General features: G+C 57.1%; 11 protein-coding genes. All 11 read left to right on the top strand.

Translation table 11 applies throughout. The features are described from left to right. Positions 1-154: 154 nt before the first annotated feature. Positions 155-1,117 (top strand): NAD(P)-dependent oxidoreductase, encoded by a 963-nt coding sequence (locus SFU85_07785; GenBank protein MDX6766675.1) that lies wholly within the window; start codon positions 155-157, stop codon positions 1,115-1,117. Continuing rightward, positions 1,114-1,842 carry a glycosyltransferase gene (locus SFU85_07780; protein MDX6766674.1) on the top strand — a complete coding sequence of 243 codons (729 nt, stop codon included), beginning with the start codon at positions 1,114-1,116 and terminating at the stop codon, positions 1,840-1,842. The genes SFU85_07785 and SFU85_07780 overlap by 4 nt, the downstream gene beginning before the upstream one ends. Beyond that, entirely contained in the window at positions 1,839-2,867 is a 1,029-nt protein-coding gene (locus tag SFU85_07775) for a GDP-mannose 4,6-dehydratase (GenBank protein MDX6766673.1), read from the top strand. Before SFU85_07780 ends, SFU85_07775 begins: the two co-directional genes overlap by 4 nt. Before the next feature lie 525 nt (positions 2,868-3,392). Continuing rightward, on the top strand, positions 3,393-4,937 hold the full coding sequence (locus SFU85_07770; protein MDX6766672.1) for a hypothetical protein: 1,545 nt from the start codon (positions 3,393-3,395) through the stop codon (positions 4,935-4,937). A 4-nt stretch (positions 4,938-4,941) separates the two neighbouring features. Beyond that, positions 4,942-6,768 carry a thiamine pyrophosphate-binding protein gene (locus SFU85_07765; GenBank protein ID MDX6766671.1) on the top strand — a complete coding sequence of 609 codons (1,827 nt, stop codon included), beginning with the start codon at positions 4,942-4,944 and terminating at the stop codon, positions 6,766-6,768. Then, positions 6,765-7,577 carry an aldolase gene (locus SFU85_07760; GenBank protein MDX6766670.1) on the top strand — a complete coding sequence of 271 codons (813 nt, stop codon included), beginning with the start codon at positions 6,765-6,767 and terminating at the stop codon, positions 7,575-7,577. The genes SFU85_07765 and SFU85_07760 overlap by 4 nt, the downstream gene beginning before the upstream one ends. 4 nt (positions 7,578-7,581) lie before the next feature. Continuing rightward, a complete protein-coding gene (locus SFU85_07755; GenBank protein ID MDX6766669.1) occupies positions 7,582-8,244 on the top strand; it encodes an SDR family oxidoreductase in 663 nt (220 codons plus the stop codon). Continuing rightward, positions 8,241-9,308 carry a hypothetical protein gene (locus tag SFU85_07750; protein MDX6766668.1) on the top strand — a complete coding sequence of 356 codons (1,068 nt, stop codon included), beginning with the start codon at positions 8,241-8,243 and terminating at the stop codon, positions 9,306-9,308. The genes SFU85_07755 and SFU85_07750 overlap by 4 nt, the downstream gene beginning before the upstream one ends. Continuing rightward, a complete protein-coding gene (locus tag SFU85_07745) occupies positions 9,305-10,234 on the top strand; it encodes a glycosyltransferase family 2 protein (GenBank protein ID MDX6766667.1) in 930 nt (309 codons plus the stop codon). The genes SFU85_07750 and SFU85_07745 overlap by 4 nt, the downstream gene beginning before the upstream one ends. 41 nt (positions 10,235-10,275) lie before the next feature. After that, the gene (locus tag SFU85_07740) at positions 10,276-12,138 is read left to right on the top strand and encodes a hypothetical protein (protein ID MDX6766666.1); all 1,863 of its coding nucleotides are present in this window, start codon (positions 10,276-10,278) and stop codon (positions 12,136-12,138) included. 152 nt (positions 12,139-12,290) lie between these two features. Continuing rightward, positions 12,291-14,336, top strand: a complete 2,046-nt coding sequence (locus tag SFU85_07735; GenBank protein ID MDX6766665.1) for a hypothetical protein — start codon at positions 12,291-12,293, stop codon at positions 14,334-14,336. The last annotated feature ends 47 nt before the right edge of the window (positions 14,337-14,383 follow it).

Raw genomic sequence — 14,383 nt, 5'->3', positions numbered from 1 at the left:
CTGCGCAAAGCATCGGCCAGAACTTGGAAGGAGCTGATCTCAGCCCTCAAAGAAGCCATCGAATCCTTCACCCCGGAGCACTGTGCCAACTTCTTCTCTCATGCCAACTACGAAGCTAATTAAGTGGAAAGTGCTCTAACTGGCTGCGCTGAACATGGCCGAAGAACGCGTATTGCTGACTGGGTCCTCCGGCACCTTGGGGTTCCATTTGTTGCAAGCCCTGGGTGCGTTTCCCGAAGTGCGTGTCCTGGCGCTGCTGCGTGCCGGGTCGCGCGAACCAAAGGCCCACGCCTCGGTCCGTTTTGAACGGGTTGATTTTTTTGACCAGCCTGCCTTGTCCGCGCTGGTGGCGGGATTCCGTCCGACATGCCTGATTCACTGTGCCGCCAGTGGCATGCAATTTCCAAAACCCCAATGGTTTGATTTGGTGCGCTTCAATGTGGATGTCAGCCTCCAGCTTTGCGAGGCGGCGTCAGCCGTTCCTGGATGCCGCCTGGTGTTCGTCGGAACCGGATTGGCTTACCGGGACCAAGGTCGGCCGTTGTCCGAGACTGATCCCATGGATACCCTGCACCCTTATGGGGCGAGCAAAGCGGCGGCGGATCTTTTGATGCGTTCTGCAGCCGCGGAATTCGGTGTGCCCTTGGTGGTGGTGAGGCCCTTTTCGTTCACCGGCCAGGGTGATGACCGGACTCGTTTGTTTCCGACCCTGCTGCGTTCCGCCCAAGAAAAGAAACCCTTGCAACTTTCACCGGGTGATCAGGTTCGTGATCATTGTGCCGGAGAAGACGTGGCCGCTGGGATTCTGGCGGCAGCCTTTTCCATGGGATCAGGCGATGCGGCGAATTCGGTTTACAATCTGGGTAGCGGCAGGACCGACTGCCTGCGCGCGACGATCGAAGATGTGGTCCGGCAAATAGGATTGGACATCGATTTGCGCTTTGGGGAACGACCGTATGCACCGTTTGAACCAATGTTTCTGGCTGCGGACATTACCCGGGCCGGTCATGATTTGGGTTGGCGTCCGAGGAAAAATCTGGCTTTTTCAGTCTGGCAGCTGGCCCAGGAGTCCTTCCCGGGTTTGAAACTTGAGAAACCGCAGGAATGGATAACATGAAATTATCGGTGGACCTGACCGTGATACTTCCTGCTTATGAGGAGGCGGAAAACCTGCGGAGTCTTCTTCCATCTCTCAGGGAGGCAGTGGAGGCCTTGGTTCCACAGTATGAAATCTTGGTGGTGGACGCGATCTCGCCGAGAGATGAAACCCCGGCAATCTGCGCCTCGGAGGGTGTACGGTATGTGGCCCGCCAAGGGGGCGAAAATTACGGACACGCCATCCGCACCGGTATTGCCGCTTCCTCCGGCAGGCATGTGGTGATCATGGATGCTGACGGTTCGCATAATCCCGTTTTTCTTCGGAGCATGTGGGAAAAAAGGGATGAAGCCGACTTGGTCATTGCATCGCGTTACATTAATGGAGGGAAGACGGAGAACCCGGCAGTCCTCATTTTTATGAGCCTGATTGTGAATGTGGTGTTCCGTCTGGTTTTGCGCCTGAACTGTCTGGACGTTTCCAACAGCCTGCGGCTTTATCGCGGAGATGATCTCCGCTCACTCGAATTGCGCTGCGACCATTTTGATATCGTAGAGGAAATTCTGGTCCTGTTGTGTTGCCGGACCCGCGGTTACCGTGTCTGCGAGGTCCCGGTTACCTTTGAAGTGCGCAAAGCCGGTAAAACCAAGCGCCAATTACTGGCGTTTGCATTCAGTTATGTGGTGGTACTTTGTCGTTTGTGGGCGCTTCGCAGACGGACGCTTAGAAATATTGGGGTGTTATGAAGTATCTGATAACGGGTGGATGTGGTTTTGTCGGCTGCAACATTGCGGCCAGGTTGATCGCGGAGGGTGCCGACGTCACAGTTTTCGACAATCTCTCCCGGGCGGGTTCCGAGGCCAATTTGGCCTGGCTCAGGACCTTGGGCAGGGTGGCTTTTGTGTCGGGGGATATCCGCAATCGGGAGATGGTTGAATCCTTGGTGGGTGACCTCCGGCCTGGAGTCATTTTCCATTTGGCCGGCCAAGTGGCGATGACGACCTCGATGGCGGATCCGCGCAAGGACTTTGAAATCAATGTCGTAGGCTCAATCAATCTGCTGGAAGCTGTGCGGGTATATGCTCCCGCAGCGGCGGTCATTTATTCGTCCAGCAACAAAGCTTACGGCGACTTGGGCCAGATCCGGTTGGAAGAGAAGGCCAAACGCTACGAGGCGCCGGATCATCCCATGGGGTTGGATGAAAGCACGCATTTGGATTTTCATACTCCCTATGGTTGCTCCAAGGGTGCAGCGGACCAATACATGTTGGATTATGCCCGTAGCTTCGGTCTGAACACGGTTGTCTTCCGTCACTCGACCATTTATGGCGGCCGGCAGTTCTCAACCTACGATCAGGGTTGGGTGGGTTGGTTTTGTCGCCAGGCTGTGGAGACGATGACCAGTCCGGGACGGGCTCCATTCACCATTTCGGGCGATGGCAAACAGGTAAGGGATCTGCTTTATGTGGAGGACGTGGTGGACTGCTATCTGGCCGCAGCAAAAAAGATTTCTACTGCACGAGGACAGGCATTCAATATCGGTGGCGGTATGGCCAACAGTTCCTCGATCCTCGAACTGCTGGATGGCTTGGAAGCCAGGCTGCGGGTTAAGCTATCCTATACTCACTTGCCTTGGCGGCACGACGATCAACGTTTTTTTGTCGCCAATAACACAAAGGCCAAGTCCTTGCTCCACTGGGTTCCCCGTGTTGCCAAGGAAGATGGGGTTGAAAGGACCATCGATTGGGTAAAAAAGAATCATGGTCCGTAAACCCGGATTTCGAGCAGTAAGTAAAACTGGATTATTGTTATATTTTCTTTCTTCGAAACTGCGTATTGGTTTGTTTTGGGGAATAACAGGGTCGAATGAGCGCGTCCAGACAGGTGATTGGCTGGTTTGAATGTAAAGGCCGCGGACGGAGTGGATGAAGTTGGCTGTGTTACCCCGTTCTACACACGTGAAGATGGATTTATTGTAGCTAATTCGCGGTTCGCTGTCTGCCCGGCATCAGAAGAGATCCGGGTTTTGCGTCTGATATCGGCACTGTCGCATTTCTTGGGCAAATTTGAGGTAAATATTCAAACGGATGGGCCCTGACCGCTTGAATATATTTTTGGGAATGTTTCCCAAAACCATTTGCTTGAAGCCACTTTAAAAGCTGCCTAAGTTACAATGATTCGCCTGAAGGTGGCTTGATTTGAATGGCCTATTTCGAATAGACCCTCGTAAGATTTCCGGCCAATTCATCTGGGGTGTGTTTAGTTCATTCGATAAAAATTTCGGCCAGGATTCCAAATGAAAATCAGAGATCTTTTTATTGTTGGTTTTTCGGCAATTGTTCTTGGTTTGGCAATCAGTGTGCTGGGAATGATCCACTTCGGCGGGTTGGATGGAAGTGCCGTGGTTCAGTCGGCTTGGAGATTTTACCTAGGTCAGGTGCCATACCGCGACTTCCTGACGGCGGCCCCCGCAAGTTATCTGGTGCTGCCTGGCCTGGGGTTTTGTTTATTCGGAGTCAGCTGGCATGCGATTGTTCTGGTTGCGGCTCTGTTTTCGGCGTTCGCTTTGGTTCTGCACTACGTGATATTGATCCGTATAGGCTGGGGATTTCGTTGGGCTTTCATTCTATCAGCAGTTACCCAAGTTGCGGCCATTCTGCCCCTTTGTTTTTTGCATTACAATCAGTCGGCGGCTGTTTCCGCGGTGTTGTTCGGTTCTGCCTCATGTTTATTGGCTCACAGCCCGAAGAACCGCGCGAACCAGGTTCTTTTTATCATCACAATGATTTTGATGTCTTGGATGAAGCCAAACATCGCGGGGTTGATGCTGGTGGGGTCATCCGTCTTCTTGTTGTTGGATAAGAGAACCCGGGTGCCTTTTGTGTACTGTGCTGGCATTGCCGTGGTTCTTTCGATTTCTCTCATGTTATGCTTTCGCTTGAATCCTTTTGGGTTGGTTGCCAGCTACATGGGATCGTCAGGCGGTCGGCTGTGGAATTTTTTGAATTTATACCGCAACCTTTGGCGGACCGATGCCCTCGAGGCCAGTATCACATTTCTTCTGCTTTCTCCGTTGTTTGCGGCCCTGATGCTGCGTGGAAATCCATTCAAAGGCTGCGTCAACAGCGGGCCGTTTTTTGTCACGATCAGCCATTTGGGCGCGGTCTCGACCTTGACTGGTTTTGTGGGTATGGCGACCAACTGTGAACACAATATGGTTGATGCCGTCATGGTTTTGAGTGGCATGTGCTTTTTGATTTTCAACGCTTCCGATCCTTCAGAGGTTGCGGCCAAGTCGACGCCTCTGCGGCAGATTGAAACGCGTTTGTGCGACATCTTTGCTTTTACTGGGGTCGTTTTTCTGGGCCTTTTTGGATTTCTTATGGGACTCAGTCGATTCCGTGTGGAGTCGATTGGACAGAATATGTTTTTCCAGGACGCCAAGCCGTTAAAGGTCTTTGCTCCCCCCTTCTTTGCCGGCCTGCGGACGGGGGAAATTTTTCTGAAAGTCCTGCAAGACATAGAGGCCACATTGGCCGCGGCTGGGCTAACGGATAAGGAGTCCGTTTTTTTCGGCCCAAGAATGGAATTTGCCTATGCTGCCTATCAGTTTATACCACCAAAAAACCAATACCTTTTTTGGCCGGGCACGGGAGAGGCTCGGCCGGAAGAAATCGAGGGTGCCGTATCTGATTTCATCAAGTGGAATCCCAAACTTTGCATCTTCTTGCTTAACGATTTCACCTATATGCCACAGTCTCTTCTTATTCACTTGTCTGCCCATTACGATGTCAGCAATACCCAGACTCTGACAGTGCTGCGATTGCGCGAAACGAAATAACATCATGAGCATCCGAGTCGCCGACTACGTTGCCTGTTTTCTTGCCGATCATGGAGTGAGGGACATCTTCGTCGTCACGGGTGGCGGGGCGATGCATTTGAACGATGCCATCGGGCGGGAAAAGCGCATCCGCTACATCTGCAACCACCACGAGCAGGCCTGTGCCATGGCGGCTGAGAGCTACGCCCGGCTGACCGGCCGGGTTGGCGTGGTCAATGTCACCACCGGCCCGGGGGGAATCAACGCCCTCAACGGGGTTTTCGGGGCCTGGACGGACTCGGTCCCGATGCTGGTCGTTTCCGGCCAGGTGAAGCGCGAGACGTGCATGGCGTTCCATGAGGTGCCCGGTCTTCGCCAGTTGGGCGATCAGGAGGCCGACATTCTGGGCATGGTCAAGGGCATCACCAAATACGCGGCTCTGGTCCGGGATCCGTCTGAAATCCGGTTCCATTTGGAAAAGGCCCTGCACCTGGCTCTTTCCGGCCGCCCCGGACCCTGCTGGATCGATATTCCCATCGATGTGCAGGGGGCCCGGATCGATCCATCGACCCTGACTGGTTTTACGGTTCCTGCTCCGGAAGGGATGGAATCCAAGGAGCTTCAGGCTGTGTGTGTCGACATCCGCCGGCGTGCGGAGGCGGCGCAGCGGCCGGTCATCCTGGTGGGTGCTGGCATCCGGGCCAGCCAGTCGCGGGACCGGTTGTTGCGGTTGTTGGAACATTGGGCCGTTCCCGTGACAACCGCTTGGAACGCGCAGGACGCGATTTGGAATGCCCACCCGCAATTCGCCGGACGCCCGGGTTCGATCGGCGACCGTGCGGGCAATTTTGCCGTGCAAAACGCGGATTTCCTTTTGGTGCTGGGCAGCCGGCTCAACGTCCGCCAGGTCAGCTACAATTGGCCATCGTTCGCCCGGGCCGCCTACAAAGTGGTGGTCGACATCGATGCGGCGGAGTTGCACAAGCCGACCTGGCGGGCGGATCTGCCCGTCCATGCCGACCTGCGCGAGGTGATCGACATCCTGACGGCCCTCGATCCGATCGCGTCCACACCGCAGCGCCAGAGGTGGTTGTCGCAGTGCCGGTCGTGGCGGGAGCGCTATCCTGCGACCTTGCCGGAATACTGGGACACGGACAACGGGGTCAATCCCTACTGTTTTGCCTCGGCACTCTTCGCACAACTGGCCGAGGACGAAGTGGTGGTCTGCGGGGACGGGACCGCCTGCGTGACCACCTTCCAGGCGGCGGACATCCGTGAGGGTCAGCGCTTGTACACCAATTCCGGTTGCGCTTCGATGGGCTATGATCTCCCCGGGGCCATTGGGGCCAGCGCAGCCCGGCCGGGACAACGGGTCGTTTGTTTGGCCGGGGATGGCAGCATCATGATGAACCTGCAGGAATTGCAGACCATTCAAACGCACGGGTTTCCGGTCAAAATATTCATTCTGAACAACCGGGGGTATCATTCCATCCGTCAGACCCAGCAGAACTTCTTTCCCGACGGAGTCATGGGTTGCGGGGAAGAGAGCGGATTGGGCTTCCCTGATTTTGGCAAACTGGCGGCGGTCTTTGGATTTCCCTACAGTGCCGCGCGGACCCATGCCGAGCTGGCTGGGGTGATTGCCGCGACTTTGGCACACACCGGGCCGGCGGTGTGTGAGATTTTCCTCGACTTGAACCAGCAGTTTGCCCCCAAACTGTCCTCGAAGCGACTGGACGACGGAACCATCGTCTCCCCGCCTCTGGAAGACCTGGCCCCTTTCCTGCAACGCGAAGAACTCGTCAAAAACATGTTCATTCCCGAATACCATCCCACCCCTAAAAAATCATGAATCTGCGCGAAAAACAAATGGTCGATCTGTTGATCGATCTCAAAGAAAACCACCACGTCGTAGGGGTGAAAGCCGAATTCGAGGCTGAAGGCACCCGCTTGGAAGAGGCCATGCGGTTGAAAGAAGTCAGTCTGAAGGCAGGACTCGGCATGACCCTGAAGATCGGCGGCTGCGAGGCCATCCGGGACATGTTTGAGGCCGCCAATCTGGGGGTGGTCCATCTGGTGGCACCGATGGTGGAAACGGCCTATGCGCTTAAAAAATACCTGAACGCCGTCAATATCGCCTTTTCCAAGGACCTTCAAAATGACGTGGATTTCCTGATCAACCTGGAAACCATCACCTCATGCCGGAATTTCGAGGAGATGCTCCAGCTTCCAGAGATTGCCCGGCTCAAGGGGATCGTTCTCGGACGCGTCGACCTCACCGGTTCCATGAATCTCACCCGGGAGGATATCAACAGCGATCAGGTCAAAAACCTTTGTTTGGAGATGGCGGCCAAGGCCAAGGCCCACGGCAAGGTGGTGGTGGTGGGCGGGGGCGTCTCCGTTCATTCGCTTCCCTTCTTCCGCTCCTTTCCTCCGGGACACATCGATCGCTATGAGACGCGCAAAGTGGTCTTTTCCTGCCCGGGAGCCCTCGAAAACAAGGAGGCGGCCTTCCTCAAGGCGGTCGAGTTCGAAATCAGCTGGTTGAAGAACAAGAAAGAATACTACACCCTGATCAGCCAGGAAGATGACGCGCGTTTGGTGATGATGGAGCAGCGCTACCAGAAACAGATCCAAGCCCTTTCCGCCGCCAAGGCCTGATACCATGCCAGTCGTGGTGATCACCGGAGCATCACGCGGAATCGGGAAAGCGATTGCCGAAGTCTTTGCCCGGGAATCGTGGAGTGTCATCGCCCCGGCGCGCGCCGAGTTGGACCTCTCCGACCCCGCTTCCATCCGCGCCTGGTGTGCCGGACCGGGGAGCGGGCAGGGTCCGATCGACGCCCTGGTCCACAGCGCTGGGATCAACCGTCCGCTTCCCGTCCGTGACATCCCCGATGAAGTGTGGGCCGAGACCTTCCAGATCAACCTCAATGCCCTGCGCCTTTTGCTCCAGGGCCTGGGCACCCGCCTGGATGGCGGGCGTATTCTGGCCCTCGGATCCATCTTTGGCTTGGTGTCCCGACCGGGCCGCGGGGCCTATGCCGCCAGCAAGGCCGCTTTGTCCGGTTTCATCCGCACCCTGGCGGTGGAAGAGGGCCCCAAGGGGACCCTGGCCAACGTGCTCTGCCCGGGGTATGTCGACACCGATCTGACCCGGAGCAACAACACCCCGGAACAAATCGCTTCGCTCTGCCAAACCATTCCGTTGCGCCGGCTGGCCAAGCCGGAAGAAATCGCCCACCTTGCCCACTGGCTTTGCAGTGAACAGAACTCATACATCACCGGGCAGTCGATTGTCTGTGATGGGGGATTCACCTCGTTATGACCCTGACCATCCGTTCCCGGAGCCATGACTACTCCGTCGAGGAGGCATCCCATTTGGCCGAGGCTGTCGCCCGGGTGAGCGCCTGCGGTCCGGTCTTTGCCTTGGTTGATGACTTTGCCCGGGGGCCTGCCCATGTGGCGGCGTTTGCCGGAATACCTCCGGAAAACATCCACTGGATCAAAGCGGACGAAGCGGCCAAGTCTTTCGACCAAATCGCCCCGATCATGGTCTGGTTGTTGGAGCGGGGCTTCCGCCGTGATGCCATCCTGCTTGCGGTGGGTGGCGGCGTGGTCCAGGACATCGCCTGCTTCATCGCCACGGTCATGCTGCGCGGGGTGAAGTGGCATTTGATTCCGACGACGTTGTTGGCCCAGTGCGACAGCTGCATTGGGAGCAAGAGTTCGATCAACATCGGTCGTTTCAAAAACCAAGTCGGCACCTTTTATCCACCCAACAGCATTTCCCTGGTGCCGGCAGTCCTGGCCGGCTTGCCCCGGGAGGAACGGGTTTCCGGGTTGGGTGAGGCGATCAAATTGCACCTGATCGCGGGACCGGAGAAATGGGCATGGCTGCTGGACCGGTTGGGGGCTTTTGATCAGCCGGATTTCCAGCTCGGACCGATCATCTGGAGCTGCCTGGAGATCAAGAAGCCGTTCATTGAGGAGGATGAATTCGACCGAGGTCGGCGCAATTTGCTCAATTACGGACACACCTTCGGCCATGCCTATGAATCGGCCACCGCCTACGCCATTCCGCACGGGATCGCGGTGACCCTGGGGATACTCACGGCCACCCACATCTCTGAACGCATCGGTTGGCTGCCCCAGGGGCAGTACCGGGAGATGTTATCCTTGCTGACGCCCTTTTTCGCCCCCTATCAGACTCTCATCAAAGGCGCGGAGTTGGACAAGATCACCGGCGCGATGAAGTGGGACAAAAAGAACACCGGTGGCCGGATCCATTGCATCCTCACCCGGGGTCCGGGCAAGATGGAAAAAACCGACGCCATCCCGCCCGAGGACTTGGCCCGGCACATGGGAAGTTTCCTGGAGACGCTGCCGTGAAAAAATTGACCGTGGTCACGCCCTGTTTCAATGAGGAGGACAACGTCATCCCGCTCTACGAGGCCATCCGGGAGCAAATGTCCCGTTTGCCCGGTTATGAGTACGATCACCTCTACATCGACAACTGCTCGACGGACCGGACGGAGGAACGCCTGCGGGCCCTGGCCTCGCGTGATTCCCGGGTCAAAGTGATTCTCAACGCCCGCAACTTCGGGCATATCCGATCGCCCTACCACGGACTCCTCCAGGCCACCGGGGATGGGGTCATCTACATGGCCAGCGATTTCCAGGACCCGCCGGAGATGATTCCGGAACTTGTTTCCCACTGGGAGGCTGGGGCACGGATGGTGCTTGGGATCAAAACGGAGAGCCGGGAAATGTTCCTGTTTTTCATGATCCGGCGCGCCTACTACCGATTGCTTTCCCGGCTCTCCGACATCGAATTGAATGAGAACAGCACCGGCTTCGGACTTTACGACCGCAGGGTGATTGATGCCCTCAGGCGGATCGATGATCCCTACCCCTATTTCCGCGGGATGATTTCCGAGATCGGATTCAAAGCGGTCAAGGTGCCTTTCACCCAGCCGTTGCGTACGCGCGGGTTCACCAAGAACAATTTCTACACGCTCTACGACATGGCCATGCTGGGCATCACCAAGCACAGCAAGCTGCCCCTGCGACTGGCCACCATGTCGGGTTTCATGCTTTCCCTGCTGAGTCTCCTGACCGGCCTGGGCTATCTGATTTACAAGCTGGTTTACTGGGACCGTTTTTCCGCCGGAGTCGCCCCGGTATTGATCGGGCTTTTCCTGTTCTGTTCGGTCCAACTGTTTTTCATCGGCATCCTGGGGGAATACATCGGGGTGATCCTGATCCACGTTCGGAAGCTTCCTCTCGTGGTGGAGAAGGAACGGATCAATTGCTGAGGACCGAGCAGCCCAACTCGAATCGAACAATCCCTTTCCCGATGTTGTCTCGTTGGCATGCCTCATGGACGGATTCCGACCTCGCAAGGCAGGTGGGGTTGATTCTGGCCGTTGCCGTTTTTTTTGGTTTCCTGCAGTGGGTCCGGCCTTATTTCTTCCTGACCGATGACAACCTGACAGGCTGGCACCCGATTGTCATGGAGGTGGGGCGTGGTCTCTTGGCGGGGAAAAGCCCCCTCCACAACCCTTTCCAATACGGCGGTTTTTCTATTCTTTCGGACCCCGGTGCTTTGGTGACGGTCAATCCGGTCGCTTTGGTCATCTCTGCGGTGACGGCGGCTACCGGAGCCCTGGCGGGGGCGGAGTTGTTCGCGTTTTTCGCCCTGTCCCTGTCGGCCTGGTCATTTTATCGATTGGTGGGTGTTTTGCGGGAAAGCTGGGGTGTTGACCTTTCCCCGGGTGCGGGTGTTTTGTTGTCGCTCAGTTATGCCTTCAACTTTTACGGGCTGACGATCGGTGCCAGTTGGGTCCAGTTCCTCGGCACCCAGGCCGCCCTCCCGTTGTTGCTGGGGGGCATCCTCGAGAAAGATGTGGTCCGTAGTTGGAAGTGGCTGTTGGCGGGTTCGTTTTGCAATCTCTGGTTGTCCCACCTCCATCCCTACCTTTATTCGACACTTTTCATGTCCATTCTGGTGTTGGCGTGGTTTGGGGTGCATCGGAATCCCATGCTCCTGGTGCGCTGGGGCGTATGCCAGACTGTGATGTTGCTGACGGTGTTGCCCATCCTGCTGCCCGGTTACCAGTCGGTGGGGCAATCATCGCGGTCGGAGGTGGTGGATGTGGTCAATACCTCCCTGGGGGGGGTTCATCTCCTGGCCCAGGTGGGAGGGCTTTTCGTGGCCCCGTTGGTTTTTTTGCTGCGCGGTGAGGCCAAATTTGATGAACAGGCGGTCTATTCCGATATGACCCTGATGTCCGGGGTTTGTCTGTGCTTGTTCGTGGTGATGATTGGGGTGCACGGCCGGCGTTTCCCAATCTTGGTGGGCACGGCCGCCGCATTGAGCCTGGCGATTTTTTTCGTCCTGGGCGAGGCCCTGGCGGCGGTGATCTGTGCGGCATTCTTTATTGCGACGGTGGGGCTGTGGCAATGGTTGCGCGATCGCCGCACCTCGGCTTTGGAGTGGTGTCTGTTCGGGGTTTTGGGTCTGGTCATGTTGTTTGTCCAGCGTCCGGCCTGGCTGGCGGAGCTTTTGCTGCAGATCCCGGTCTTCAAGTATCTGCGCTGGCCGTTCCGGGAATGCCTGCTCATCGTTTTCCTGGTGCATGTGCTGCTCTGTTTTGGGGCGCGGTTTGTTTCTTCACGCTGGTTCAAGGGCGGGATCATGGCCGGTCTGTTGGTGGTCTTGGGAATGTTAGCTTATGCCGGTGCGCCGACGCTCAATCTCATGCCCCAAGACCGGCGGTTGATTCTGGGAGGACAGGCCCGAGCCTGGTGGGACGGCAACATGCGTGAACTGGACGATGGCAGGCGCTGGGTCCCGGTGATGGCGGAAAAAGACTTCAAACTTCTGCGCTATGACACCCCGTTCTGCCTCTTGGGGGCGTTCAACTACCCGTCGCTTTACCGGGTACCGAGCACGATCGGCTACATGGGCAATTGGATGAATTACCCCGGGGACATCACCTTCCAGGACTGCTACCACTGGTCGGGATTGATCTCCCCGGAAAAGTACGATGCCTTTTGTGCCGCGGGCAAGACATTCAACAAAGTGGTGCTGGAATTGAAGCCCGGCGGGATGCTCCTGACCGCTTCAAGCAGTCGCGGCTCACGGATGTTGTGGTTGCCATGGGTGCTCCGGGATGCCAGGAAAACGGGCTTTGCCTTCCCGGACGGGCCCCAGTGAAGCGGATGAACTCCGGATCCCCGGGGCACCCCCCGATAAAGTGGCACCGGCACCCAATCGTATGGACTGGGCGCGGTTGCCTTTTGAGGAATCAGTTCGATTCGGTATGATGCCGCCGGTATGACCCATTCATGCCCGGGAAAGTTCCACAGATGATGACTCGCCTCCGGATGTTGATGATCGAGAAAGTTGGGTGCCGGTATAAAAAAGAAATCCTGGGATACCTCTGGGTTTTTTGGGGAGTGGTGTTTTTTTATGTCGGGCTGCAGAGCGTTTGTCCGCATTACTTTCTGGGCGACGACAACGCAAACTACTTTCTACCTTTGTATGACCTGGTGGCGGCTTCTCCTTGGGAGGGGACGGGCCTGGCCTGGTGGAATCCCTACCAGGATCTGGGACAAGAAGTGCACTCGCGGGCGCAGCTGGCGGTACTCTATCCGCCGGTTTACCTGGCATTCGGGCTATCGCACCTCCTTTTCGCGAAGGCCACCGCGGGCATTGATATCCTGGCCGGGATGCATTTGGTTTGGGCGGCTTGGGGCATGTACACGCTGGCTCTTCATTTCCGGGCCGAGCGCAAGTGGGCGGTGATTTGGGGGTTGATGTGGGCGACTCAGCCGTTTGTCGTTCAATTGACCCGTTGCTGGATTTCAACGCTTTACACGGCTTCATGGATGCCGTGGATTCTTTTTGCCTTGTTATGGATGGCCGGCCGGCCGTCCGTGCCCCGGGCCCTTGTGTTGGCGGGCTTGCGCGCCATCCTGGTTTTTTCCGGGCATCCGCATTCCTTTTTGATTTTCAGTGCCATGGAGGGGGTGTTCGCGGTTGTCTCCCTGGCCGGCATGCCGGGGCCGGTCAAAAAGCCGTTTGTGGTCACCTATGTTTTTTCTTGGGTGATCACAGGACTTTGGGCCGCCCCACAGCTGCTTCCATTCGTGGAGGCGATGGAAGTTTCATCCCGGAGGGGACAGCCCATGCCGTTGGCATCCATGCTGGCCTGGTCGATGTATGTGCAGGATTGGTGGAATGCGCAATGGGGGGCCTGGCGGGGCGAGTCCTACATCATGTGGAACAACGGCGTATTCTGGCAAGGGGGGCCTTGGTTGATCGTGGTGCTTTGTGGGGTCATCGGGTGGGTGCGACAGAACAAGCCCGTCCAGCCGTTTCTCGCGCTTTTGGTTTCTTCCTTGTGCGCGTTCACGCTTTGCACCGTGTTGTATGTATTGGTGGCCTGGATTCCCATGTTTGATCGGTTGCGCTGGCCGGGCCGGAACTTTGTCGTCTTTGCCTTTTTGTTCATGGCGCTGGGCATTTTGATTATTTCACAACTTCCCCGCATGGGGCGAATGTGGCGGCTGTTCACGCTGGGTGCCGTCCTGCTTTCCCTGGTGGTTAACGGGGCCTACAGTCTTTTTTTCAGCAGGGCACACCCGTCCGGGGACCGGGTGCCGGAGGTGGCCTCGATGAAATCCATGTCGGAACGGATTCCGGATGCGTCGTTCCGCGCGGCGACGGTGTGGCCTGTGGAGGGACTGGATGCGTCGTGGAGGTATGCAGCATACAATTTCGGCACACTCTTGCGAAGTCCCCACTTTTCGGGCTACGACATCCTCCGCACCAAGGAACACAACGCATTTCTGAACACGTTCCACCACCACGGAGCCTTTGATCAATTCCCGGGGGAGGCCCAACTGGAACACCTTCGGCTTTGGGGCACCCGGTATTATTATGTGAGCAAAGAGGCGCTTCCGAAGCTGGGCGAATTTGGCATCCTTGGAGAAGATGCCGGGTTGAGGTTGGTGGAAGATACCGCTGCTCAGGCTCCGGCGCGCCTGGCCGGGAAACCTGTTCCGTTGGTTTGGAAAATCAATGGGGGCCGAGTCGAGCTTGCAGATCATGGGGAAGGGGGTTGGTTGGAGTGGGCCGTCTGGCCGGTCAAAGGGATGACGCTGTGGGCGGATGGCCGCCTACTGGAGTCGGGTATGCATTTTGATGGGACAAACCCACCCCGTGTGTGGGTGCCCGCGGGCACAAGGACGGTGGAACTACGGGTGGGATGTCCGGGTTTCCGGGCCGGGATGGCCATGGCGGGCGTTGGTTTGGTGCTGGCTGTAGGGGCTTGGGTGTTTTTTCCCGGGCACAGCGGGAAAGGGTTTCTTTCTGGCCGGCAAGGCCCCGGCCATGAGACGGTGCGTTGATTCCCGGTCCGCGCGGGGCGTGGGTTTTAATGCCGGGGCGCCGGGCT

This window comes from Candidatus Methylacidiphilales bacterium, assembly GCA_033875315.1.
Lineage (GTDB): Bacteria > Verrucomicrobiota > Verrucomicrobiia > Methylacidiphilales > CAZTYG01 > JANRJG01.
This window is presented reverse-complemented; position numbering and strand designations above follow the sequence as displayed.

Coding starts and splice junctions, on each gene's coding strand:
- SFU85_07785 (MDX6766675.1), top strand. CDS start 155: ATGGCCGAAGAACGCGTATTGCTGACTGGGTCCTCCGGCACCTTGGGG.
- SFU85_07780 (MDX6766674.1), top strand. CDS start 1,114: ATGAAATTATCGGTGGACCTGACCGTGATACTTCCTGCTTATGAGGAG.
- SFU85_07775 (MDX6766673.1), top strand. CDS start 1,839: ATGAAGTATCTGATAACGGGTGGATGTGGTTTTGTCGGCTGCAACATT.
- SFU85_07770 (MDX6766672.1), top strand. CDS start 3,393: ATGAAAATCAGAGATCTTTTTATTGTTGGTTTTTCGGCAATTGTTCTT.
- SFU85_07765 (MDX6766671.1), top strand. CDS start 4,942: ATGAGCATCCGAGTCGCCGACTACGTTGCCTGTTTTCTTGCCGATCAT.
- SFU85_07760 (MDX6766670.1), top strand. CDS start 6,765: ATGAATCTGCGCGAAAAACAAATGGTCGATCTGTTGATCGATCTCAAA.
- SFU85_07755 (MDX6766669.1), top strand. CDS start 7,582: ATGCCAGTCGTGGTGATCACCGGAGCATCACGCGGAATCGGGAAAGCG.
- SFU85_07750 (MDX6766668.1), top strand. CDS start 8,241: ATGACCCTGACCATCCGTTCCCGGAGCCATGACTACTCCGTCGAGGAG.
- SFU85_07740 (MDX6766666.1), top strand. CDS start 10,276: ATGTTGTCTCGTTGGCATGCCTCATGGACGGATTCCGACCTCGCAAGG.
- SFU85_07735 (MDX6766665.1), top strand. CDS start 12,291: ATGATGACTCGCCTCCGGATGTTGATGATCGAGAAAGTTGGGTGCCGG.